The sequence below is a fragment of the Ruminococcus flavefaciens genome, from assembly GCF_900108555.1.
Classification (GTDB): Bacteria; Bacillota; Clostridia; order Oscillospirales; family Ruminococcaceae; genus Ruminococcus; species Ruminococcus flavefaciens_P.
The window spans coordinates 131,479-154,163 of record NZ_FNWV01000008.1; the positions used below are offsets into that span (position 1 = coordinate 131,479).

The window sequence follows — 22,685 nt, forward strand, 5'->3', positions numbered from 1 at the left end:
TCGGCGAGATATACGGCGAAGGATTTAAGAAGGGAAATGTCATCTTTGACGGATTTGAGACACTTGAAAAGCTCAGAGATTCCATCAAGGAAGACTACGAAGGCGCAAAGTTCGAGACAAATATCAAAAAGTGATAGATCATTTAAACACCCGATAGAAATATCTGGTGTTTTTTTGTCTGTATATAGAGAAAGGATGTCCAAATCTGTCTGTATTATACGATTATAGTAATTAGGGGCATAATACTCTGAAAAAAACAACAATCCCCCTCAGCACAGTCGGAGAAATTAAACTGCGCCAAAGGGGAGTGTATCAAGGAATGTGGGATATGATGAAAGCTTTATTCATTATACAGAAGAGATATCTGTATTGCGAGAGCGTCATTAAGAGTAACGCCGTCATTATTTCCTGTAACATCGGCATTTTTCTTGCCCTGTTCAGTGAGCTCGTATTTGTTTGGATTTGCCAGAGACTGCATTATGATAACAGTATCAGAAAGATCCTTACCGCCGTCGATATTGGCATCGCCTTCAACTGTTGAAACAGGTTCTTCTTCGATCTCTTCTTCAAAAGGATCATACAGCTTGACCTTTAAAGGCTTGAATTCAGAAGTATCGGTAAATTCGTCCTTTTCAGGCTGTCTTACGATAGTGAATTTTCCTGCCTCTCCCTCAGGGGTATGATAGTCTGCTGCGCTGTACCAACCGAAGTAAGAATCATATTCAAACCAGCCTGATATATTGATATGAGTGCCTATCTTGAGCTCATCGAGCCCTGGGTTATTTGTCATGAAAGCGAATTTGTATCCGCCCTCAACTGTGTAGATATCATCGTATTCTATGCCTATTATCTTAACGTCTTCTAACTCGGGAGCATACTGGATCATGTGATCAGCAGCAAGTCTTTTATCTATAATTCTGTGTTTGCTGAAATCCTCCGGGATCTCTATCTTTGCATATTTCTCGTAATCATTGCTTTCGGAAACTATTTCATAATCGCCTGTAAAAGCACCAAAAGCGTCCATACCTGCGTAGTAGAAGAAATATCCCGAAACCTTTATAACATCGCCTCTGCCGAGCTCATAGGTATCATGGTCAGCCGTGCTAAAGCTCCATCTTGTACCATCATCGGCAACGATAACAAATGCGTCTATTTCCTTTACAGTTACTTCCCTCTCAAACTTGTAAAGTGTATAGTCGTAGAAATGGATAGGGTATTTGCCTTCGGGCTGCTTTTCATCTGAGATGTATCTTAACTCAGGAGCAGTAGTAGTTGTAGTTGTAGGACAAGTAGTGATGTCATTTACATTTGTAGTTGTGGTAACTATTTCCTGCTCGACCCAGTTACCGTCCTCATCTTCAACAGAGTAGCCGTTATATCCTATAACGTAGTCGCATAGACCGATATAGCTGTCAACGTTATAGAACATATCGGTTTCCTTGTCGTAAGCGTATTCACCTTCAAGGCTGATGTAATTGTTTACCTTGAACATATCGGTGTAATTCTGTAAACCGCTGCTTACGAATACTTTCATACCGTTATCAACGGTGATAGTATCCTTATCCGCATCAATAACGTAAGTTCCGAAAGAACCAAGTTCAATGTGCGGTAATTCAGCGATCTTAGTATCAAGCTCCTTGTTTTCCTTGGTTTCGCTCTGAACGAGTTTGATATCACCTGTGCAGTTAAGGTAGAGATCCTGACCTTCACTGTAAGCGAATTCGCCTGATATACTTACCTTGTTGCCCTTCTGGAACATACCTGTATAGAGCTTCTTTTCGCCGCAGTTAACGTAGAGCTTTTTGCCGTCATCAAGAGTGATGACTTCATAGGAAGCGTCAACTATTTCTGCACATTCGTAATCAAGCTCGACTCTCGGGAGCACGATACCGCTTGATACGGGTGCTTCAGCATTTGGATCAGGAGGATCTACACCGATCGCAACAATTATTGAAGGACTTGAAACAGCGGCATTCGCAGAAAGTGGCGCAGTGATCTGTGGAGTAAGAGCCATAGCGCATGAAAGCACAGCGGCTATACTTCTTTTGATGTTCATTATAATACCTCCTTATGAATGTGGTAGAATTATGCGGACATGATCTGAAAATATCACGCCTGCATCTGGGGGGGAGAATTTGAGAGCGTCCTCTCAAAAATATCTATAGATAAGAAATGCGGCTTTAAAACCTTTACACTTATTAGTCTGAGAAAAATGAAAAAACACTCACTTTTTTCAAAAAAATTTTTCGGATTTTTTTAAAAAGTGTGTAAAGCAAGGTATATAGGCATTTAATGCAAGGTATCGAACAAGATTGAGCCGTTAGCCTGATGTGTCGCCTTCGGCTAATAACTAACGGCTAAAGGCTAAGGGCTAAATTACATAGTAACTTTAATAGTTTAAAATAAAAAATATATTTGAAAGGTGAGTGTTTTTTCAAAAAAATGAGACTAATATATAAATGGTATAATGTATAGGAGGCAGGAGCGTGAGTTTATTTATTGAAAACGAGATCGCCTTCCCTGGAAAAGATCTGAAAACATACAGCGGCGGAGCTGCTTTGTATCGTAATATTTTTGCTGCTGTACAGGATATATTTTTGCAGTCAGGCTGTCTTACAGTCCTTGAAAGGCTTTTTGAAGCCACATCAGCTGACAGGATAAAGAGCGATAAAGGCGCGAGCGATTACGACAGATTTATAAAAGGTGACAATGACGGAATGACCGAGCTTATCCGCGAGTACAAGGACGGTCTTTCATTATATATCAACAGTATGGTACGCAATATCTGTGAAGCAGAGGAGCTTATGGAGGAGACATTTGTCGAGCTTATAATGAAAAAGCCTAAGTATTCGGGAAAAAGCTCCTTTAAGACATGGCTTTATGCTATCGGCAGAAATATTACATATGATTATCTTAAAAAACGTTCAAAGAATTATGATCTTCCCATAGATGAGCTGTATGAAGTTTCAGATGAGGAAAATCTTGAAAGGTCATACATACAGCGCGAGCAGAATATAGCTTTATACAGAGCACTCAGCAAAGTAAACACGGATTACGGACAGGCATTGCATCTTGTATATATCGAGGGGCTGAGCATAAAGGAAGCCGCTCAGGTAATGAAAAAGACAAAAAAACAGGTCGAAAATCTTGTCTGCCGCGGAAAAAAGGCTATGAAAGCGCAGCTTGAGAAGGAGGGCTTTGTCTATGAAGGATTATATTCAGGTAAGTGAAAGCGTCTTTAGCAAAGCTGAGGAGCGCATGGCTGAGAAGAAACGCCGCTCAATGAGAATAAAGCGCAATACATTAGCTGCAACAAGTGCGGCTGCTGTGCTTGTGGTTGTGTGTATGCAGAATGAGAGTATCAGCAATGCAATAAAGTCGATACCTAAGTTTGTAAGCAGTGTATGGACAGATGAAGAGCCTGCGACTACACAGATCACCACACAGCCTGTTACAACAACTGCTGTACATACCACAACATCGGAGATAACCACCGAGACTACATCTGAGACAGAAACAGAAACGACAACTACTACAGAGATTGTTACTACCGAACCTGTTACCGAACCAACTACAACTATAGTTACAGGACCTACTGATAATATGAAGAGGGTTTATATGGTGGCGTTGGATACGAGAGTAGTTGAAGCAGACTACGATACCGTTACACTCAGCAACGGCTATAAGGTAAGCTTCATATACGGAGAATACGACCTTAGAGGCTTGTTCAAAGTTGATGACATAATATTCTACAGATGCAGCTTTGCATACGACCAAAGCTGCAATATCTACTATTATCTTGACGGTTATTTTGAAGCTGAGCAGAGGTGGATAGAACCTCCTTCTTATGATGAAGTGAGCGGCGAGTATACCGAGCCTGTTACCGATGAGTTCAGAGGAGCACCAATACCTGCCCCTGATCCTATAAACAAAGAAAAAGAGCTGCGTCAGCTGAAATACGATGATTCTGTACCTGCACTTGATTATGCGGATATACTTGCTGATCCGTCAATGCTGACATCAGGCGAAACATATGAAGATATGCCTATAATAAAGATAAAGGTGACAGGACTGAAAATAGCAGAAGCAGACGGTTTCAATAAGATATCAGAGGACGGCAGGAACTGGTTCTTGTATACAAATCTTACCGACGGAATGGAATATGATGACATTTATGATCTGAAAGAAGGCGATGTGATCGATATGGTGGGATTTTTCAGTTATGATAAAAGTAGTGATACGTTAGATGCCGATGATATCTATATCCAAAAGGTAAACTGATACTACGTGGTAAGCTATAACAATAAAAGGCAGCTGCTTTCAAGAAGCAGCCGCCTTTTTATGTGTAACGGTTATTTTTTATTCCTCAGGCTCTTTTATCTCGCCGACTATCGGAATGGGATCAATGCCCTGACGGGTATAATAATCGGAAAGAGCTGAACGAACAGCCTGTTCTGCCAGAACAGAACAGTGTATCTTTACAGCAGGGAGACCGTCAAGAGCCTCAACAACTGCCTGATTTGTCAGCTTGAGCGCATCGTCTATGGACTTGCCCTTGATGAGCTCTGTTGCCATTGAAGAAGTTGCAACAGCTGCACCGCAGCCAAATGTTTTGAACTTTGCGTCTGTGATAATATTGTCGTCAATTTTAAGATACATTTTCATGATATCTCCGCACTTGGCATTGCCTATCTCGCCAACACCGTCTGCGTCCTCTATTTCACCGACATTTCTCGGATTTGAGAAATGGTCGAGCACTTTTTCACTGTATAACATATTTTTACTCCTTTATGCGTATTTTTGACCTTTCATCATTTTTTCCCATACAGGCGACATAGAACGAAGTCTGTCAACGACCTTGGGGATAACTTCAAGAATATAGTCCACGTCCTCATCTGTTACATTTTCCTCAATGGAAAGTCTCAGTGAACCGTGTGCAACTGCGTGTTCAAGACCTATAGACAACAATACGTGTGACGGATCAAGTGAGCCTGATGTACAAGCTGAACCTGATGATGCACATATACCGTTCATATCCAGCAGAAGCAGCAGTGACTCACCCTCGATGCCCTCGATTGAGATATTGAGATTTCCCGGAAGACGCTTGTCCCTGTCACCGTTAAGGCGTGTATAGGGGAGCTTCAGTATGCCGTCAATAAGTCTGTTTCTGCGAGGAGTTATAACTGCATTTTTACCTGCGATATCACGGGTAGCAGCTTCGATAGCCACGCCAAGTCCCACAATTGCAGGAACATTTTCCGTACCTGCACGTTTTCCGCGTTCCTGACCGCCGCCGTGGACAAAATTCGGAAGTGCGATGCCCTTGCGGACATAAAGCGCACCGATTCCTTTCTGTGCGTGTATCTTGTGTCCCGAAAGTGAAAGCATATCAATGCCCTGCTTATGGACATCTATATCAATGTGACCCACAGCCTGTACAGCGTCCGTGTGGAACAGTACGCCCTTTTCATGGCATATGGCTGCTATCTCGTCAATAGGCTGGATAGTGCCTATTTCGTTGTTGGCATACATTATTGTGACAAGAGCAGTATCCTCGCGTATTGCCTTGCGAATGTCCTCGGGATCTAAAAGTCCCTTGTCGCTTACGGGGATATAAGTCACCTCAAAGCCGTGCTTCTCGAGGTATTCACAGGTGTGCAGAACAGCATGATGCTCGAAAACGGAAGTTATGATGTGCTTCTTGCCCTTCTTAGCCATAAGCTCAGCAGTACCCTTTATAGCCCAGTTATCGGACTCAGAGCCGCAGCTTGTGAAGTATATCTCCCTCGGTTCTGCACCGAGAGCTTTTGCCACCTTTTCACGCGCAGTCTCAACAGCTTTCTGAGCGTCTCTGCCAAGCTTGTAAATGCTTGAAGCATTTCCGTAGCCTTCACGGAAGTAGGGAAGCATAGCTGTGAGAACTTCCTCGGAAACAGCCGTAGTTGCCGCATTATCGGCGTATATGAATCTTTTTTCCATTGTGTTCCTCCATATATAGTATATAGATATATCCTATCAACATAGTATATTATAGCACAAGACTTTACAAATGTCAAGCTAAATGCTAAAAAAAGCTGTGCCTAAGCACAGCTTTTTCAGTAATTCAGTTTTTCGGCGGTATATCCGTCAAGCACGGTCAGCATATCCTTTGCGACTGCCTTTGCACCGTCAAGGTCATGGAGCAGGTAGTTTCCGCACTCCTTACGTTCAGAGCCGGGTATCTTGCCGCTGAAATCAGCCACAAAGCGGAAACTGTCCTGTACGAGGCGTATTGCCTGTTCAGACGATACATTATCGCGGAGTATGAGATAAAAACCTGTCAGGCAGCCCATAGGTCCGACGTATATAACGCTGTCTGAGTATTCGCTGTTACGTGCATAAGTGGCAAATAAATGCTCGAAGGTATGAAGTGCGCCGTTAGTGAGATAGTCACCGCCGTTGGGCTTTTTCATGCGTATGTCATAGGTAACAGCGTCACCGTCTATACGGGAGATGTACATACCCTTTTCCAGCTTGTCGTGGTCAACAGTAAAACTTGCAATAGTTTTCATATCCTCACTCCTTCGGCATTTTCTTTCTGATATCATTAAGACGCTCCAGTGCCGCATTGAGCGTTTCGTTCTTCTTAGCGTAGTGGAAACGGATATAACGGTTCTCAGACTCTTTGAAGAAGCTTGAACCGGGGACAGCTCCCACTCCCACGTATTCAGCCAGCTTTTCGCAGAAAACAAGGTCGCTCTTGTAGCCGAACTCCGAGATATCAAGGAGAATATAGTAAGCTCCCTGCGGAACAGTATGATGTATGCCGATATCATCAAGGCCCTTTAAGAACAGGTCACGTTTCTCTGTATACTTGTCCTGTAACCACTTGTAATAATCGTCACCGAAGCGAAGTCCCGTAACTGCGGCTTCCTGCAAAGGTGCGGCAGCTCCGACTGTGAGGAAGTCATGGACTTTTTTCACTGTATCAATTATATTAGGCGGAGCTATAACATAGCCAAGTCTCCAGCCTGTGATAGAATAGGTCTTTGAAAGGGAAGAGCAGGAGATAGTTCTCTCCCACATATCGGGAAGTGAAGCAAAATATATGTGCTTGTGCGGAGCATAAACGATATGCTCGTAGACCTCATCGGTGATAACGAATGTATCATACTTCTTGGCGAGGTCAGCGATTATCTGCAATTCTTCAAGTGTGAACACTTTTCCGCACGGATTGGACGGATTACAGAGAATGAGTGCCTTTGGGTGCTGCTTGAAAGCTGCTTCGAGTACATCTGCGTCGAAGCTGAACTCAGGCGGTATAAGTGGAACGTAAATAGGCTCTGCTCCCGAGAGTATGGTATCTGCGCCGTAGTTCTCATAGAAAGGGGAGAACACGATGACCTTATCCCCTGGGTTTGTAACGGACATCATAGCCGCCATCATGGCTTCTGTGCTTCCGCAGGTGACAACTATCTCGCCGTTTGGGTCGATATTTCTTCCCATAAGGTGGGACTGCTTTTCGGCAAGGGCTTCACGGAAGTTCTGAGCACCCCATGTTATTGAGTACTGGTGGAAGTCCTCTTTTGTTACCTGAGCAAGACGGTCAAGTATCTCCTTTGGCGGCTCAAAATCAGGAAATCCCTGTGATAGATTGATCGCACCGTATTTATTTGAAATTCTTGTCATACGTCTGATGACGGAATCGGTAAAAGTCGCTGTTCTGTTTGAAAGCTGTGGCATATAAAAACCTCCGGTTTTAAAAAATTAAGAATTCGGAATTCGGAATGCGGAATTAATGGAGTCCGCCTTACGGCGTAAGGATCTGAATTTTTGATCCGTTGGCGAAGCCAACTCCACAATTCCGAACTCCTAATTCCGAATTCCGAATTACTATTATATCATCATTAAATGTTGTAGTCAATATTTCTTTCGTCGATAACACGTCTTGACTTATGCTCTGAACGTGTATTCAGACCGCCGTCAGGGTGAACGACTACTCTTGCAGGCTTAACACCGATACGAGCCTTGAGAGCTGCGCTGACCTCTGCTGCAACTGTATCATCGTCCTTGTCAACACCTGTTGCCTTCTCGACCTCAACAGCGTACTTGCTTGTGAAGTCCTTCTCGAAGATACGAATGAGATACTCACCTGTCAGGTCGCTCTGCTCACGGATAACAGCCTCGATATCGCTTGGGAATACGTTAACAGCTGAAACAATGAACATATCGTCCTTTCTGCCGAGGATATGTATTCTGCCGTGTGTACGTCCGCATTTGCAAGGTGTAGTGTCGATGCGTCCGATATCGCCTGTCTTAAATCTGATAAGAGGACGAGCGTGTTTGCGGAGAGTTGTGAATACGAGCTCACCTGTCTGACCCGGTTCAAGAACCTCACCTGTGTGGATATCAACTGTCTCAACGAGGATATGGTTCTCAGCGATGTGAAGTCCGTCGTGGTATTCGCACTGTGCAGCGCAAGCACCGAAAATATCGGACAGACCATAGAAGTCGAATACCTCAGCTCCCCAGATATCCTCGATAGCCTTTCTTGTAGCGTCGATAGAACCACCGAGCTCACCAGCAACGATTATCTTCTTGATGCTGAAATCCTTCTTTGGATCATATCCTGCCTTGAGAGCCTTTTCACCGAGCTGCCAAGCGTAGGAAGGAGAAGTCCAGATAACTGTAGGCTGATATGTCTTTAAGATGAAGAGGAGTCTCTCACTTGGGAGAGTACCGCCCCAGATACATAAAGCACCTAAGTTCTGCGCACCGATTACGTCAGGACCGCCAACGTAGAGTGAGAAGTTAAGGGCGTGAACATAACGGTCATTTGGTCTCATTCCTATCTGCCAGAACCAGCGGCTCTCAGTATCCTGGAATTCATCGAAGTCCTTCTTTGTGAACGGACTCATTGTAGGAACACCTGTTGAACCTGATGATGTTGATACGAATACTACGTCCTCCTCGGGAACTGCTGCGAGCTCACCTAAGAATGAGCCAACGCCCTGAGTATCACGCTGTGTTTTCTTATTGATGAAAGGAAGCTTCTCGATGTCCTTGAGAGTCTTGATGTCCTCGGGCTTAACGCCTGCCTCATCAAATGAACGCTTGTAGTAAGGAGCGTTATCGTATGCGAATTTAACGATCTCCTTTAAGTCTTCAAGCTGTCTCTTCTGAAGTTCCTCACGGGGAAGAGTTTCAAGCTCTTCGTCCCAGAATTTGTTATTAATATCTCTGCTCATTGTTTTATCCTCCATTATCATATATTTCATATCTGTTTGGTATGATTATATTATACAGCACATTTCTGTATTTGTCCAATACCAATGGACTATGATGAGTTATAAACTTTTTTTATAACTCGAATTGTATCATTTAGGGACGTCGAGGACGCCGTCCCCTACTAAAGTTAATTATAGGGGACGATGCCTACATCGCCCCGTAAATTAAAACTCAAAATTTTTGTTTATAAACTCCCATTTCTTGTCGCGGGAAGCTGTGATTATCTGTATATCGTCATCTGTGAGATGCTTGAAGCGACCCTGCTTTTTCAGATAAGTTGTCACATCAGTGAATTCCTTTGGCTTGTGGTTAAGCTTGAATGAGCCGTTTTCGTATTCGGCAAGATACCAAAGTCCGCAGTCAACGACTTCCTTTGCGATGTCAACTGTTGCATCGGGAGCAACTCCCCAGCCTGTAGGACATGGGGCGATAACGTGGATATACTTTGTACCCTGTATCTGTGAAGCCTTCTGCACTTTTGCAATAAAATCAGGCAGATAACCTACGCTTGCAGTTGCAGCGTAAGGGATATCGTGTGCAGCGGCTATCTCGAACATATTCTTCTTCGGACGGATATTTCCGTGGATATTCGAGCCTGCGGGAGTAGTTGTGGTCTTAGCACCGAAAGGAGTAAGTCCGCTTTTCTGTATGCCTGTGTTCATGTAGGCTTCGTTGTCGTAACAGATGTAGATGATGTTGTCGTTGCGGTCGATAGCTCCCGAAAGAGCCTGTATTCCGATATCCGCAGTACCGCCGTCACCTGCGAAGCCTACTGCTGTGAAGTCCTTGTATCCTCTTGCGCGGAGACCTGCCTCAACTCCTGTGAGCATGGAAGCTGTACCTGCAAATGTGGAAATTATGGAATTGTTTGAGAAACAAAGCTGCGGAAAGTTAAAGCCAACCGCTGACATACAGCCGGCAGGCAGTACAGATACTGCATTGGGTCCGAGGAGTTTAAGTGCAGCTCTTACTGCAAGACTTCCGCCGCAGCCTGCACAGGCTTTGTGTCCGTAGAAAAACTCTTCCCTTGAAATGCTTTCTGCGACCTTATTTGCCATTGTCCTCGCCTCCTATGCCGATAAAATTGACACTTTCCGTGCCCTTTGCGATGCTTGTGTAAATATTTTCAATGTCGCCAGCGGAGATGTTGCGTCCGCCAAGTCCGCCTATAAAGTTGTAGCCCTTTACGTTGAGCTCAGCCTTTTTCAGTGCGGAGTTCACATTAGTGAATACAGTGCCCTCATTGCCGAAGCTGATGTCCTTTTCGAGTACCGCGTAAGCCGTGACGTTTTTCAGAACATCGGCAATTTCCTTGTTCGGGAAAGGTCTCATGTATCGTATACGCACAACGCCTGCCTTTATGCCCTGCTCGCGGAGCTTATCCGCAGTTTCACGGCACAGACCTGCGATACTTCCGAGAGTAACGATGATGTATTCAGCATCGTCTGTGCGGTAATTCTCGGTAAGTCCGCTGTATTTTCTTCCGAATATGTCAGCGAATTCCTTTTCAGTCTCACTGATGACCTCAGCTGCCGCAAGAAGTCCCTTATGCTCCTTATATTTGAATATGTAGTTCGTATCAGGACCTGCTGAGAACGCCATATTCTTCGGGTTATCGAAGTCTATGCAGTTATCGGTCTCATAGGGCGGCAGGAACTTGTCAGCCTGTTCCCTTGTGGGGATATCAACTGTTTCGTATGTATGAGTGAGGACGAAGCCGTCCAGATTAGCCATATACGGAGTCTGAACACGGTTATCCTCTGCGATCTTATAGCTCATGAGCGCGAGGTCAAGAGCTTCCTGTGCATTCTCAGCGTAGGACTGTATCCAGCCGCTGTCGAGTTGTGAAAGGCTGTCACGCTGGTCGCCGTAGATATTCCACGGGAGAGCTGTGGAGCGGTCTGCGTTCATCATAACTATAGGGAAGCGTCCGCCTGCTGCATAGTAAAGACATTCAGCCATATAGAGAAGTCCCTGTGATGAAGTTGCTGTGAATGCTCTTGCACCTGCGGCACTTGCTCCGATAGCACATGAGAGTGCAGAATGTTCTGACTCAACATGAACGTACTCGGCATTGAGACTGCCGTCCTCCACCATTTCCGAAAGACGCTCAACGACTATAGTCTGCGGTGTTATGGGGTAAGCTGAAATGACCTGCGGACGTGCAAGGCGTATGCCCTCGGCAAATGCTTCGTTTCCTGATAAGAATTTCTTGCTCATTTGCGCTCCGCCTCCATTTCTATTGCTCCTATTTTACATATCTTAGCGCATATTCCGCAGCCCTTGCAGAAGTCGTAATCTATGGCTGCCTTGCCGTCTTTAACTGATATTACACCGTCGGGACAGTAGAGGTAACACTGCTCACAGCCCACACATTTTTCTTTTATAACAGGTCTGATACTTCTCCAGCCGCTGTTTACAGTGGTGAGATAGCCTGCTTCAAAGGACGTATTCTCGGGAACTTCGCTGAACGAGAAGTCCTTTTTCTCTCTGATGTAAGGTCTCATTCTGCCACCTCCTGTACTGCTCTGAGAAGTGCGTTTATGTTGCGCTCCTGTATTTTCTTCGGCATATAGCCCTTTATAGCTTCCACTGCTTCATCTGATGTGACAACGTTTGAAAGTCCCACAAGAAGTCCAAGCATTATAGTGTTTGCAGTGGGAAGTCTGAACTCAGCCGCAATGCTGTCAGCGTCGAATGTGAGAGCACCGTCGATGTTGTTCTTTGAGTTAACTATTATTTTGCCTGTGGGTTTGAGAAGTCCATGAAGCTGAGGGCTGTAAAGCGTATCGTCTATTATAACTATAAAGTCAGCCTTTTCGGTCTGGCTTCTGTCCACAACAGGCTTTGTATCTAGCTTTGTAAAGGCTCTTACGGGAGCACCTCGTCTTTCGGGACCGAACGAGGGGAAAGCAAGTGCGTACTTGTTATCATCGTCTATGGTATAGGCTGCTCCGAGGAGTTTAGCGGCAGTGAATGCACCCTGTCCGCCGCGTCCGAGCCAAATTATCTCCGAGCTTGAAGCTCCGTTTTTATTATTGAGACTTGACATAGTAGTTCTCCTATTATTTTAGTATGAATTAATTATACACCTGTCCGCATATTCTGTCCAATACGGGACTTCTATGCAGAGCTATAGGCTTAGTCTATACCAAGATATGCTTTTATCTCACGGATATATATTTCAGCCATTTCACTGAGAATGACATTTTTCAGCGTGATATAGCCTATTTCCATTACTTCGTCAGACTCGTCATCGAAAGGTACTGCAATATAATCATCGCCGTTGAGTTCCTCGCAGATAATGCCCGAGCACAGTGTGTAGCCGTCCAGACCTATCATCAGATTTAGCATAGTTGCGCGGTCGTTAGCCTTGATGGTGCGCTGATAATCAGCTGTACTCAGCAGCTCCTCTGCTAAATAGAATGTACTGTTGTCGCCCTGTTCAAAGGAAAGGCATGGGTAGTCGGCAAGCTGCTCGAAGGTTATCTTCTTTTCTTTTGCAAGCGGGTGACCTTTCCAGAGGTAAACGAAAGGACTGCACTTTGTCAGCGTGTGGAATTCAAGACCGTTTGAGTGGAGCAGCTTTGTAATGGACTTACGGTTGAAGTCGTTGAGGTAGATAATGCCTATCTCGCTCCTCATGGTGGCAACATCGCTGATGACCTCAGCGGTCTTTGTCTCGCGGACTGCGAACTCATATTTCGCTGTATCGAACTCCTTGACCATTTCCACGAATGCCTTTACAGCAAAGGAATAGTGCTGAGTTGATACTCCGAACTTTTTCTTGACATTGCCCTTGCCGCTGTATTTTTCGGAAAGCACATCGAACTGTCCGACTACCTGACGGGCGTACTGTACGAACTCAGCTCCGTCATTGGTCAGAGTAACACCGCGTCCGCTGCGGTTGAATATCTTAATGCCTATCTCCTTTTCAAGCTCCTGTACCGATGAGGTGAGGGAAGGCTGTGATACATAAAGCTGTTCCGCAGCCTTGTTCATTGAGCCTGTTGAAGATATTGCGATAATATATTTTAACTGCTGTAAAGTCATTGTTTACCTCCGTTTTATTCTCATTTGAGGAAATACGGGCGGCGGAACGCCCCCTACCTATAGTTCTTAGCTCTTAGTTCTTAGTTCTACTACTTTTTACTCACTAATCAAAGAGTCCTGTGCTGAAATAGCGGTCGCCGCGGTCAGGGAATACAGTAACGATATTTCCCTTTGCGCCGCTTTCTATGAGTTTCAGTACTGCTGCCATAGCCGCTCCCGAGGACGAGCCTGCGATGATACCCTCGGTTTTTACCAGCAGCCTTGCTGTGCTGAATGCTTCTTCATCGTTCATCTTTATAACATCGTCCACAAGGGACATATCCATAGTTTCTGCGATAAAGTCGTTGCCGATACCCTCGATGTTGTAGTCGGAGTGTTCACCGCCGCCCATAGTCGAGCCAACGGGATCAGCAAGTATACCCTTGGTTTGTGGATTTCTCTCCTTGATATAGCGGAGTATGCCTGTGTAAGTGCCGCCGCTTCCTGCACCTGCTACAACGTAGTCTATATGACCGTCAAGTGATTCGTATATCTCACGACCTGTAGTCTCGTAATGAGCAAGGGGATTGCTCTGGTTCTTGAACTGCTCCAGCGAAATGGAGTCGGGTATCTGCGCCTTTATCTCTTCAGCCTTAGCAACTGCCCCAAGCATACCAAGCTCACGGGGAGTATTCACTACCTCTGCGCCGAGAGCGCGGAGAAGAGACTGCTTCTCTGCCGAGAATTTTGTAGGAACTACGAATATTATCTTATAGCCGCGGTTAAGTGCCGCAAAGGCTATTCCGAGACCTGTGTTGCCTGCTGTGGCTTCAACGATAGTGCCGCCCTTTTTTAGAAGCCCCTTTTTCTCGGCATCGTTTATCATGTACAGACCTGTGCGGTCTTTCACACTTCCCGAGGGATTGTAGAGTTCAAGCTTTGCAAATACGTTAACGCCCTCGCTCTGAACTATATTTTCAAGTCTCACAAGGGGAGTATTACCGATGAGAGCCTGCATTGAATCATAGTATCTCATATCTATTATCTCACTTTCTCTCGGATTTTGCAATAGCCTGTTCGATATCTGCTATAATATCCTCAATATTTTCGATACCCACTGAAAGGCGGATAAGTCCGTCAGTGATGCCGACTTTCTTGCGTATATCCGCAGGGATAGAAGCATGAGTCATTGTTGCAGGGTGGCATACAAGTGACTCCACACCGCCGAGACTCTCGGCAAGAGATACAAGCTCAAGGCTCTCGAAGAAAGTGTTTATATCGTAGTTTTCATGAAGCTCAAAGGATATCATCGCACCGCCGTTCTTAGCCTGCTTTTTGTTGATCTCGTAGCCCTTGTCGCTTTTAAGTCCGGGATAGTAGACGTTCTTCACTGCTTTGTGGTTAAGGAGATACTCCGATACCTTTTCTGCATTTTCAACGTGTCTGTCCATGCGGACTGCAAGTGTCTTGATACCGCGGATAAGCAGGAATGAATCGAATGGTCCGAGGACTCCGCCTGTGGAATTCTGAATAAATGCTATCTTCTCTGCAAGCTCGGGAGTGCTTATGACTGCAAGTCCCGATACAACGTCACTGTGTCCGCCGAGGTACTTTGTTGCACTGTGTACGACGATATCTGCGCCCAGTGAAAGGGGCTTCTGCAAATATGGTGTCATGAATGTATTGTCAACGATAACGAGAAGTCCGTGCTTGTGTGATACCTCTGCAATTGCCTTTATATCGGTAATTGTCATCAGCGGATTTGCAGGGCTCTCGATGATGACAGCTTTAACATCATCGGTTATCTGGCTTTCGTAAACATCAGGGTGCTCGGTGTCTGCAATAGTGTAGGTGAAGTCGAAGTGATCGAACACCTTGCTCAGCAGGCGGAATGTACCGCCGTAGACGTTGCTGGAAATAAGTACTCTGTCGCCGCTGTGGAGCAGGCTGAGAACTGCTGTGAGAGCAGCCATTCCCGAGCCGAAAGCGAAGCCTGCATAGCCGCCCTCTAAGTCTTTGATGAGAGCTTCGAGAGCTTCACGGGTAGGGTTGCCTGTTCGTGAGTACTCATAGCCGCGCATTTTTCCGAGACCGTCCTGCTTGTAGGTGGAAGTCTGATAGATCGGCACATTTACTGCGCCTGTACGTTCGTCAATGGAGATACCTCCGTGGATAAGTGCTGTTTCTGTATTTTTATAATTACTCATAATTATTCTCCTTTTCAATGCTGTAGGGGAGCCCGCCCTCGGGCTCCCGGGGTTATTGTTATTATATCGGGAGGGCGAGGACGCCCTCCCCTACAGTATTATTCGTAATCGTAGCCTGCGGTGTATGTTGCCGATATCAGGCTGACGTTTTCAAATGCTTTCAAGTCGTCCTGTCGTCCGTCGAAGTACTCTTTCTGCACCTTCTCGGGCGGCATATAGGTATCTATCTGGAAACCGAGGGAGTAAAGTGCGCGTGAAACTTCACTGTAATCGTAACCGCCGCGCATGACCTCGCCAAGTGCTTCCGTCATAAGTTCGAGCCTTTCGACTCTGCGTGGGAATTCTCCCGTTTTTATAGGATAGTCAAAGACTACCGCACTGCCCAGAGCTGAAAGCTCAGCCATTTGTCTCAGCGTATCCGTGAACACATCAAGTGTCAGATAATAGGTAACTCCAAGTATGCTGAAAAAAGTCTTTTTATTCGGGTCAAATCCTGCTGATAAGAGCTTGTCGCACATTCGCTCCTTCTCGAAATCAACAGGTACATAGTGTACATTGGAACGTAAATTCCATTCAAGCTCTTTTATTTTTTCAAGCTTGTAACGCTGTGTGTCGGGGTGATCTATCTCGAATACCTCGATATCCTCATTATCGTTGCGGAATGAAAAAGTATCCGAGCCTGCACCGCAGATGACGTACTGGACTTTTCCGTTTTCCTTTGCGAAGTCCGCAAGCCTGCTCTCGTTGAAGTGTATCCTTGACAGCGGTATGGGAGCGAAATATTCGCTTATTATCTGCTCGGTGTCCTCACGGGAGAACTGCTGCGAGCCGTCAAGACCGCTGCTGATAAGCTCATATATACTGTCGTACTCTTCCTTGCCAAGCATATCATAGGCAAGGTAATCGTCGTATATTTTCTGGTGTGAACGGTTGGAGTGCCATGCTCTCACGAACGCACATATTTTAGCTGTAACGCTTTCTCTTTCATTGACCATAGTAACCTCCGTAATATAAAAAAGCGCAGAATGTATGACACATTCCACGCATAACAGCTTAGCCGAACTTACTTAATGACATCAGAAAAAGCGCAACATCGCTGAGCATAAGTAAGCGGAATGCGTGGTGAGATAATATTACACATACAACAACACATATTATAAGTTTTCATGTTCAGCCGTCCTTTCTGTTAAACTCTGTATTCCTATCGGAACTATATGAATTATAACATAGTTCACCTATTTTGTCAATAGGTGTAGACTATATTCGGCAATAGTTATAGAATTATCCTATTATTCTTATAGTCTTTGTAGAACTTGCGGTGGAGTGGTTAGTTTTTAGTGCATAGTGATTAGTGAGTAGAGAGTAGTAAGTAGTGAGTAGAAAGTAGTATTGTAGGGAACGCCGCCCTCGGCGTTCCGAGTGGTTACTGCTTAGTCTGTAGGGGAGTTCGCCCTCGGGCTCCCGTATATCCCTTACACTGCAAATAACATGATATCATGTGTAGGGGCTGCCAGCTCTGCATATAGCATTGCCAGCCAAATCACAGATTTGGGGCACTGCTTATTTGGCAGTCCGCTTGGCTTAGCCCTTAGCCGTTAGCCATTAGCCTGTAGGGGCGGCGGATTTAATTCGGAATTCGGAATTGTAGGGGCGCATTCCGTGCGCCAGTGTATGCCTGATGATGCAAATAACATGATATCATGTGTAGGGGCTGCCTTTGGCAGTCCGCAAGCCACAATGTGAGTAACATGAGCGCACTGTAGGGGAGCCCGCCCTCGGGCTCCCGAGCCTTTAACCGTTAACCTGTACTGTCAGATATTATCCGCCCGTGTATGCCTTACGCTGCAAGAGAGAACAATAAAAACATTCCCTCTTCCTTCCTTGCACTATTGAATGGTTTAAATCATTAAAGTGCATTGCATAGAATATATAGTAAGAGGGGAAGAGGGGAAGAGGGGAAGAGGGGAATGGAGAATTAGTCAGGTAAATAAAAAAGCCAAAGAACGAACACTCATCGCTCTTCGGCTTTATCATTTTATATTTATTCATCGTTTCCACCTTAAAAGTCGGTTCTGGAGCTTGTTGAAAAGGAATGTAACTGCAATTACTACAAAACCGATAACGAGAAGTCCTGTTATTGTGCGTGTATAGTCTCCGAAATCTGAATAATACTTCACATAATAGCCCATTCCATCACGCGCACCGATCATCTCGGCAGATGTAAGGAGAATAAACGATACGCTCAGACCCTGATTGCAGCCGAGGAATATCTGCTGTAATGAAGCAGGAAGTATAACTCTGAACAGCATTTCGGGCTTGCTTACGTTGAGTACCTTTGCCGAGTCGATTATCTTCTTGTCAACTCCCAGCACACCGCTCATTGTACCTGCAAATACAGGCCAGAATGTTGCGAGGAAGATAACGAATACCGATACTGATTTGAATGTGGGGAGAAGTGCTATACCGTAAGGTATGTAAACTATAGGCGGTATTGAGCTGAAAAACTTTGTGATGTATGTGGCAGCTCCGCCTATTCTTGCGCTCCAGCCAATGAAAAGTCCCAGAGGAACAGCTACTGCAACTGCGATAAGGAAGCCCTTGATAGTTGTACCCAGTGAGCTGATGATATTTACCCATATCTTGTCCTTATCCTCAACGAACTGGTGTATAACTTTACCCGGTGCAGGGAAAAGCAGGTCGTTCAGCACATTGTACTTAGCTGTAGCAAGTGACCATACCGAAAGGATAACGAATACAAATCCAGTAATATCAAGCAGAAGAGCAAGTGCTTCTTCTTTTTTTATGAATGGAGATACTGCAAGCACGATTACTTCAAGTCCGATAGCAAAGGTAACAAGTGAGCTTGTGAATACGTCCTTTGTGGACTTGTTCGGGAGAAGCTGTATCAGCAGCAGTATTATGAAAAGCAGGTGTGTGATACGGAGATAACGCTTTGCAAATGTCATAATACCACCTCATCTCCGCCGATACGCTCGGCAATATCGCTGTAAAGCAATGAGAGAAGCTTGTTTCTGAACTTGCCGTATTCATCGGTCTTAACTAAGTCATCACGTCTGCGTGGACGGTCAAAAGGTACGTTTACGACTTCGTTTACAGTACCCGGGTGAGCTGTGAGGACTACGATCTTATCGGAAAGAAGTATAGCCTCGTCGATGTCATGAGTAACGAATACGACTGTCTTGCGAGGCTCAGAGCCGTCGCCCTCCCAGAGTTTAAGAAGAAGATCCTGTAAAATAACACGGTTCTTTGCGTCGATAGCACTGAACGGTTCGTCCATGAGAAGTATCTGTGTATCCATTGCAAGTGCTCTTGCAATAGCTGCACGCTGCTGCATACCGCCTGAAAGCTGTGAGGGATACTTGCTGCCGAAGCCTGTAAGTCCTACCTTTGTGAGGAATTCGTCAGCTATCTTAGCGCGTTCACTGCGCTTTACATCATGTCTTGACTGCTTTATGCCGAATTCTATGTTCTTTCTTGTAGTCATCCACGGGAACAGTGAATAGTGCTGGAATACTACTCCGCGCTCTGTACCTGTGCCGTGAAGTTCCTTACCGTCTATCTGTACTGTGCCGCCGGCAGGGGCATAAAGCCCCTCCAGCACACTGAGCAGAGTTGATTTACCGCAGCCGCTTGCACCGATAACGCTTACGAACTCGCCGTCAGCAACGCCGAACGAAACGTCATGAAGTGCATTGAAGCTGCGCTTGTTTTCGATATAATTAACTGTGAGATCTTTTATCTCTATCTTATTCGTAGTCATTGAAATGCTCCTCTAACGATTTATAAATATCATCGGAGTTCTCAGCTAAGATACTGTTAAGTGCATTCTTGTATATCTCTGTATTGTAATATGGTTCGATATCGTAATCGTTTGTATATCCAAGCTCTATAATAGTATCTTTAAGTGTGAGAGTACCCTGCTTGTCTGGGTCTGGGCTTGATACGCTGTATCCGCCGTAAACCTCTGTATCTATGAACTCCTCTTCAATGTCGATGTACTTCTTAACGTCCTTGATAGTCTTGTCATGGTCGGACTGAGTGAAGTGATAAGCCTTGATGAATGCTCTTTCAATAGCAGTATATGTATTCGGGCTGCTGCTGAGAGCTGATGTCTTGGCTACCTGACGGCAGCAAGGCTGGTTTTCAAGAGCTTTTTCATGTGCGCAGTAGTAAACTACCTTGTAGCCCTGAGACTTTGCAAGTGAAGCGTATGGCGAGTATACGGAAGCTGCGTCTATGGTATCATTCAGAAGAGCTGCATAAGCGTCCTTCTGGCTGTCGAAGTAAACGATGTTTACCTTGTCCTTGCCTTCACCTATTTCAATACCTGCATCTTTCAGAAGTATCTGGAGCTCTGCGTCCTGTACGCTGTTCTTTACGGAAGCAACGTTTCTGCCCTTGAGTATCTCTACGCCAAGTTCGTCCTTGTCAGCGAACTGTGACTTGATAACATAGCCGTGACCGTTTGTCATTGCTCCGCCGAATATTGAAACGTCATGTCCCTGACTCTGGAATGTAAGTGTTGGTACTGAACCAATGAATGCAACGTCAAGCTTGTCGGACTCAAGACCGTTTACAAGCTCAGCAGCACTGGAGAACTGTGTAAGTGTAACTTTAAGTCCCTCTTCCTTGAAGTAGCCCTCCTCCTGTGCAACGAATGCAAGCAGATGAGCTGTAGAGTTGAGGTAGCCGATGTTGATGTCGGTCTTTTCGGGCTTTCCGAGAACTGCCTCTGCACTGTCGCCGCAGCAGTCAGCCACGCCGTCTTTGCAGCAATCCTTATCCTTGTCCTCACAGCAGTCCTTTGTTTCTTCGGCAGCTGATGCATCAGGCTGAACAGCTGTCTTTGCCTCTGTGTTTGTTTCAGAGCTCTGAGAGTTGTTATTGAATGCACCGCAGCCTGTAAGTAAGGAAAGAGCTGCAAGTGCGGAAACGATCTTAAATTTATTCATATTTATCACCTTTCAAATCTTAAATTCAAATCAAACTTATTTTATACACGAATACATCAGCAACATCGCATTCGCTCCGAATTCAAAATAATTCTGTAAATTTTCATATTTTCTCACTCCTTGTTTTTTCTATGTACTAATCATACCATACCTATAGGTATTTGTCCAATACAAATGGGCTATTGTTATTTATAGACAATACCTATAGCCAAACAGCAAAAAGCTCTCAGTAAAAACTGAGAGCCTTGCGTTATATTTACAGTTCACACTTATTAATATCTGTGGTAGAAATCCTTTGTAAGCTCATCGAGCCATTCAACGTCCTCGGGCTTGACTTCGCTGAGTTTTGCGTTCCATTCTTCCTCTGTACATTCTTCACGATCTATAGTATAAACTTCCTTATCACCGACAACTGAGCATTGAAGCTGTGTTTGAAGTTCAAGTTCATTATTTTCATTGAGTTTAAATACCAAATAGATAGTAGGTGAGGAATTAGCTTTTATTATGACTATACCGTCTTTATTGTTATGGTGGACCCAGATATTTTCAGATTTTGTAGTGATAGCTTCATATTTATTACCTTTTAAAGCATAAAGCTCGCATACGCTTTTTGATTTGGGATCATTTGATGTGAAATATTGTACAAACAGTTCGGGTATATCATCGCCGTTGATGTCATATTCGCAATAGAAAGCGTCGGTGATGCTGCCATTGGAATTGTCTATCAATTCCTGCAGGCACTGATTTACAAGGTCAGCGTGGGCATCGCCGTATTTCAAGCCGTCAGAGGTCAGACCGTAAGCGGTATTGCAGTTTGAGAGCTTGTCAGCAAGAGCTATGGCAGTTTCAGCATCAAAGTTTCCGTGTATCATGAAACCTGTAGACATAATTCCATCGACTATACGTGTAGAAATACATTCACCGTCTACCCATATGGATATGGGAGTTTCTGTGCCTGCGATCTCTGAGGTAGCCTCTGCAAATAGCTGTTGACCTTCTTCGTCAAATGCTACTTGTATAGCATATTCTGATCCGTCGTTTTCGTCAAGCAAACACATTTCAGCCTTTTTAATATTACTTCCCGTTAGTATAACAGGACTTTCGGGACTGTCGCCCTTGCGGAAAAATACTTCATGCTGCTTGATGCTGTCAATCGGAAGAGAAGCAGCTTCTTCGGTCACAGTAGCTGCTTCTGCTGTCACGGTAGTTGCTTCTTCGCTTGCAGTAGTTTCTTCTATATCCGAGCCGTTAATACTGCCATTCCTGTGCAAAAGAGCCGCACCGCCTGCGATACCGCCAACAATAGCGATACAAGCAGCAGCGGAAGCGAATATCTTCCACATAGTCCTCGGACGGTAAGGCTCAGAACCGCTTACGGTATCCTCGTTATGGTCTGCAATGTCATTATTATTTATATTGAACTTTCTTCTGCTCATTTCCAGTATTTTTTTCTTTTCATCGCTGCTTACAGGAGCGACTTTTTTGGAAAGAGACTCTAATTCGCTGAGTTCGGCATTTTCGATGATACCGAAATCCAATTCTTTGTTGTTGTCTTTCATAATTCTGCCTCCTTCAAAGATATATCGAGTTCAGCCAGCTTATCTTTAAGCCGTCTTATGGCTCTTGAGCATCTTACCCTGACAGCGGCAGGTTCAATGGAAACAGTCTCTGCAATTTCCTTTGAATTCAAGCCGTAGTAGTATTTCTGTATAATGATAGTTGAATCGGGTTCTCCGAGCTCGTCCACCAGCCGCAGGAGAGTCCTGCGAAGTTCCGCACGTTCGGCATTATCTGCAATATCGGTATCATCGCGGATATTGTCCGCATCACCCTCTTCCAGCGAGACAGTCCGTCCGCTTTTAGAGGTAAGGCTGTGGAACATATTTATGGATTTCCTTATTGCAACTGTACTTATGAAGCCTTTTATACTTTCGTTCTGTTGTGAGTTCTTTGCGAAGTAAGCGAATATATCCGCGAAAACATCGCTGACACATTCTTCTATATCTTCCTTAGACGCACAGCTTCTCAGCTTATTGAAAACGATAGTATAAACGTAGTTGAAATACTCCTCGAACAGCATATTCTGAGCTTCCTGCGGAGATTTATCGAATAGTTTTCTGTAGTCCTTGTCTGTCATGGCAGATCCCCCCTATATATGAAAAGTAGTTATGCGCATTTCCGCTTTCATAATATATACTCAAAGAGA

The 22,685-nt window shown here is 44.8% G+C and carries 21 protein-coding genes; 2 read left to right on the top strand and 19 right to left on the bottom strand.

Annotation, left to right across the window (positions count from 1 at the left end; translation table 11 throughout):
• Positions 1-340 precede the first annotated feature (340 nt).
• A complete protein-coding gene (locus tag BLW60_RS11850; protein WP_074717585.1) occupies positions 341-2,056 on the bottom strand; it encodes a hypothetical protein in 1,716 nt (571 codons plus the stop codon).
• A 430-nt stretch (positions 2,057-2,486) separates the two neighbouring features.
• Here BLW60_RS11850 and BLW60_RS11855 point away from each other — a divergent pair, with 430 nt between their 5' ends.
• Both BLW60_RS11855 and BLW60_RS11860 read left to right on the top strand, forming a co-directional pair.
• Complete coding sequence (locus BLW60_RS11855) at positions 2,487-3,230, top strand: RNA polymerase sigma factor (RefSeq protein WP_347496530.1); 744 nt, start codon at positions 2,487-2,489, stop codon at positions 3,228-3,230.
• Complete coding sequence (locus BLW60_RS11860) at positions 3,205-4,281, top strand: hypothetical protein (RefSeq protein ID WP_074717587.1); 1,077 nt, start codon at positions 3,205-3,207, stop codon at positions 4,279-4,281. Before BLW60_RS11855 ends, BLW60_RS11860 begins: the two co-directional genes overlap by 26 nt.
• Positions 4,282-4,359: 78 nt before the next feature.
• Here BLW60_RS11860 and nifU read toward each other — a convergent pair whose 3' ends face one another.
• From nifU to BLW60_RS11950, 18 genes are all read right to left on the bottom strand, one after another.
• The gene (gene nifU / locus BLW60_RS11865) at positions 4,360-4,776 is read right to left on the bottom strand and encodes a Fe-S cluster assembly scaffold protein NifU (protein WP_074717589.1); all 417 of its coding nucleotides are present in this window, start codon (positions 4,774-4,776) and stop codon (positions 4,360-4,362) included.
• A 12-nt stretch (positions 4,777-4,788) separates the two neighbouring features.
• The gene (nifS, locus tag BLW60_RS11870; RefSeq protein WP_074717591.1) at positions 4,789-5,979 is read right to left on the bottom strand and encodes a cysteine desulfurase NifS; all 1,191 of its coding nucleotides are present in this window, start codon (positions 5,977-5,979) and stop codon (positions 4,789-4,791) included.
• A gap of 116 nt (positions 5,980-6,095) precedes the next feature.
• Entirely contained in the window at positions 6,096-6,551 is a 456-nt protein-coding gene (locus BLW60_RS11875) for an S-ribosylhomocysteine lyase (protein WP_074717593.1), read from the bottom strand.
• A gap of 4 nt (positions 6,552-6,555) precedes the next feature.
• The gene (locus BLW60_RS11880) at positions 6,556-7,722 is read right to left on the bottom strand and encodes a pyridoxal phosphate-dependent aminotransferase (RefSeq protein WP_074717595.1); all 1,167 of its coding nucleotides are present in this window, start codon (positions 7,720-7,722) and stop codon (positions 6,556-6,558) included.
• 164 nt (positions 7,723-7,886) lie between these two features.
• The gene (locus BLW60_RS11885; protein ID WP_074717597.1) at positions 7,887-9,227 is read right to left on the bottom strand and encodes a phenylacetate--CoA ligase family protein; all 1,341 of its coding nucleotides are present in this window, start codon (positions 9,225-9,227) and stop codon (positions 7,887-7,889) included.
• A gap of 204 nt (positions 9,228-9,431) precedes the next feature.
• Positions 9,432-10,325, bottom strand: a complete 894-nt coding sequence (locus BLW60_RS11890) for a thiamine pyrophosphate-dependent enzyme (protein WP_074717599.1) — start codon at positions 10,323-10,325, stop codon at positions 9,432-9,434.
• Entirely contained in the window at positions 10,315-11,487 is a 1,173-nt protein-coding gene (locus tag BLW60_RS11895; RefSeq protein WP_074717601.1) for a transketolase C-terminal domain-containing protein, read from the bottom strand. The genes BLW60_RS11890 and BLW60_RS11895 overlap by 11 nt, the downstream gene beginning before the upstream one ends.
• The gene (locus BLW60_RS11900; protein WP_074717603.1) at positions 11,484-11,774 is read right to left on the bottom strand and encodes a 4Fe-4S binding protein; all 291 of its coding nucleotides are present in this window, start codon (positions 11,772-11,774) and stop codon (positions 11,484-11,486) included. Before BLW60_RS11900 ends, BLW60_RS11895 begins: the two co-directional genes overlap by 4 nt.
• Positions 11,771-12,319, bottom strand: a complete 549-nt coding sequence (locus tag BLW60_RS11905) for a 2-oxoacid:acceptor oxidoreductase family protein (protein WP_074717605.1) — start codon at positions 12,317-12,319, stop codon at positions 11,771-11,773. Before BLW60_RS11905 ends, BLW60_RS11900 begins: the two co-directional genes overlap by 4 nt.
• An 89-nt stretch (positions 12,320-12,408) precedes the next feature.
• The gene (locus BLW60_RS11910) at positions 12,409-13,320 is read right to left on the bottom strand and encodes a LysR family transcriptional regulator (protein WP_074717607.1); all 912 of its coding nucleotides are present in this window, start codon (positions 13,318-13,320) and stop codon (positions 12,409-12,411) included.
• 103 nt (positions 13,321-13,423) lie between these two features.
• Positions 13,424-14,335, bottom strand: coding sequence for a PLP-dependent cysteine synthase family protein (locus BLW60_RS11915; RefSeq protein ID WP_074717608.1), 912 nt, complete (start codon positions 14,333-14,335; stop codon positions 13,424-13,426).
• A 10-nt stretch (positions 14,336-14,345) separates the two neighbouring features.
• Positions 14,346-15,506, bottom strand: coding sequence for a trans-sulfuration enzyme family protein (locus tag BLW60_RS11920; protein ID WP_074717610.1), 1,161 nt, complete (start codon positions 15,504-15,506; stop codon positions 14,346-14,348).
• A 98-nt stretch (positions 15,507-15,604) separates the two neighbouring features.
• Positions 15,605-16,501, bottom strand: a complete 897-nt coding sequence (locus BLW60_RS11925; RefSeq protein ID WP_074717612.1) for a class I SAM-dependent methyltransferase — start codon at positions 16,499-16,501, stop codon at positions 15,605-15,607.
• Positions 16,502-17,551: 1,050 nt separating this feature from the next.
• Positions 17,552-18,472, bottom strand: coding sequence for an ABC transporter permease (locus BLW60_RS11930; RefSeq protein WP_074717614.1), 921 nt, complete (start codon positions 18,470-18,472; stop codon positions 17,552-17,554).
• Positions 18,469-19,287, bottom strand: coding sequence for an ABC transporter ATP-binding protein (locus BLW60_RS11935; protein WP_074717616.1), 819 nt, complete (start codon positions 19,285-19,287; stop codon positions 18,469-18,471). The genes BLW60_RS11930 and BLW60_RS11935 overlap by 4 nt, the downstream gene beginning before the upstream one ends.
• Positions 19,274-20,479, bottom strand: a complete 1,206-nt coding sequence (locus BLW60_RS11940) for an ABC transporter substrate-binding protein (RefSeq protein WP_074717618.1) — start codon at positions 20,477-20,479, stop codon at positions 19,274-19,276. Before BLW60_RS11940 ends, BLW60_RS11935 begins: the two co-directional genes overlap by 14 nt.
• A gap of 272 nt (positions 20,480-20,751) precedes the next feature.
• On the bottom strand, positions 20,752-22,038 hold the full coding sequence (locus BLW60_RS11945; protein ID WP_074717620.1) for a SecDF P1 head subdomain-containing protein: 1,287 nt from the start codon (positions 22,036-22,038) through the stop codon (positions 20,752-20,754).
• Positions 22,035-22,616, bottom strand: a complete 582-nt coding sequence (locus BLW60_RS11950) for an RNA polymerase sigma factor (RefSeq protein WP_074717622.1) — start codon at positions 22,614-22,616, stop codon at positions 22,035-22,037. Before BLW60_RS11950 ends, BLW60_RS11945 begins: the two co-directional genes overlap by 4 nt.
• Between the last annotated feature and the right edge of the window lie 69 nt (positions 22,617-22,685).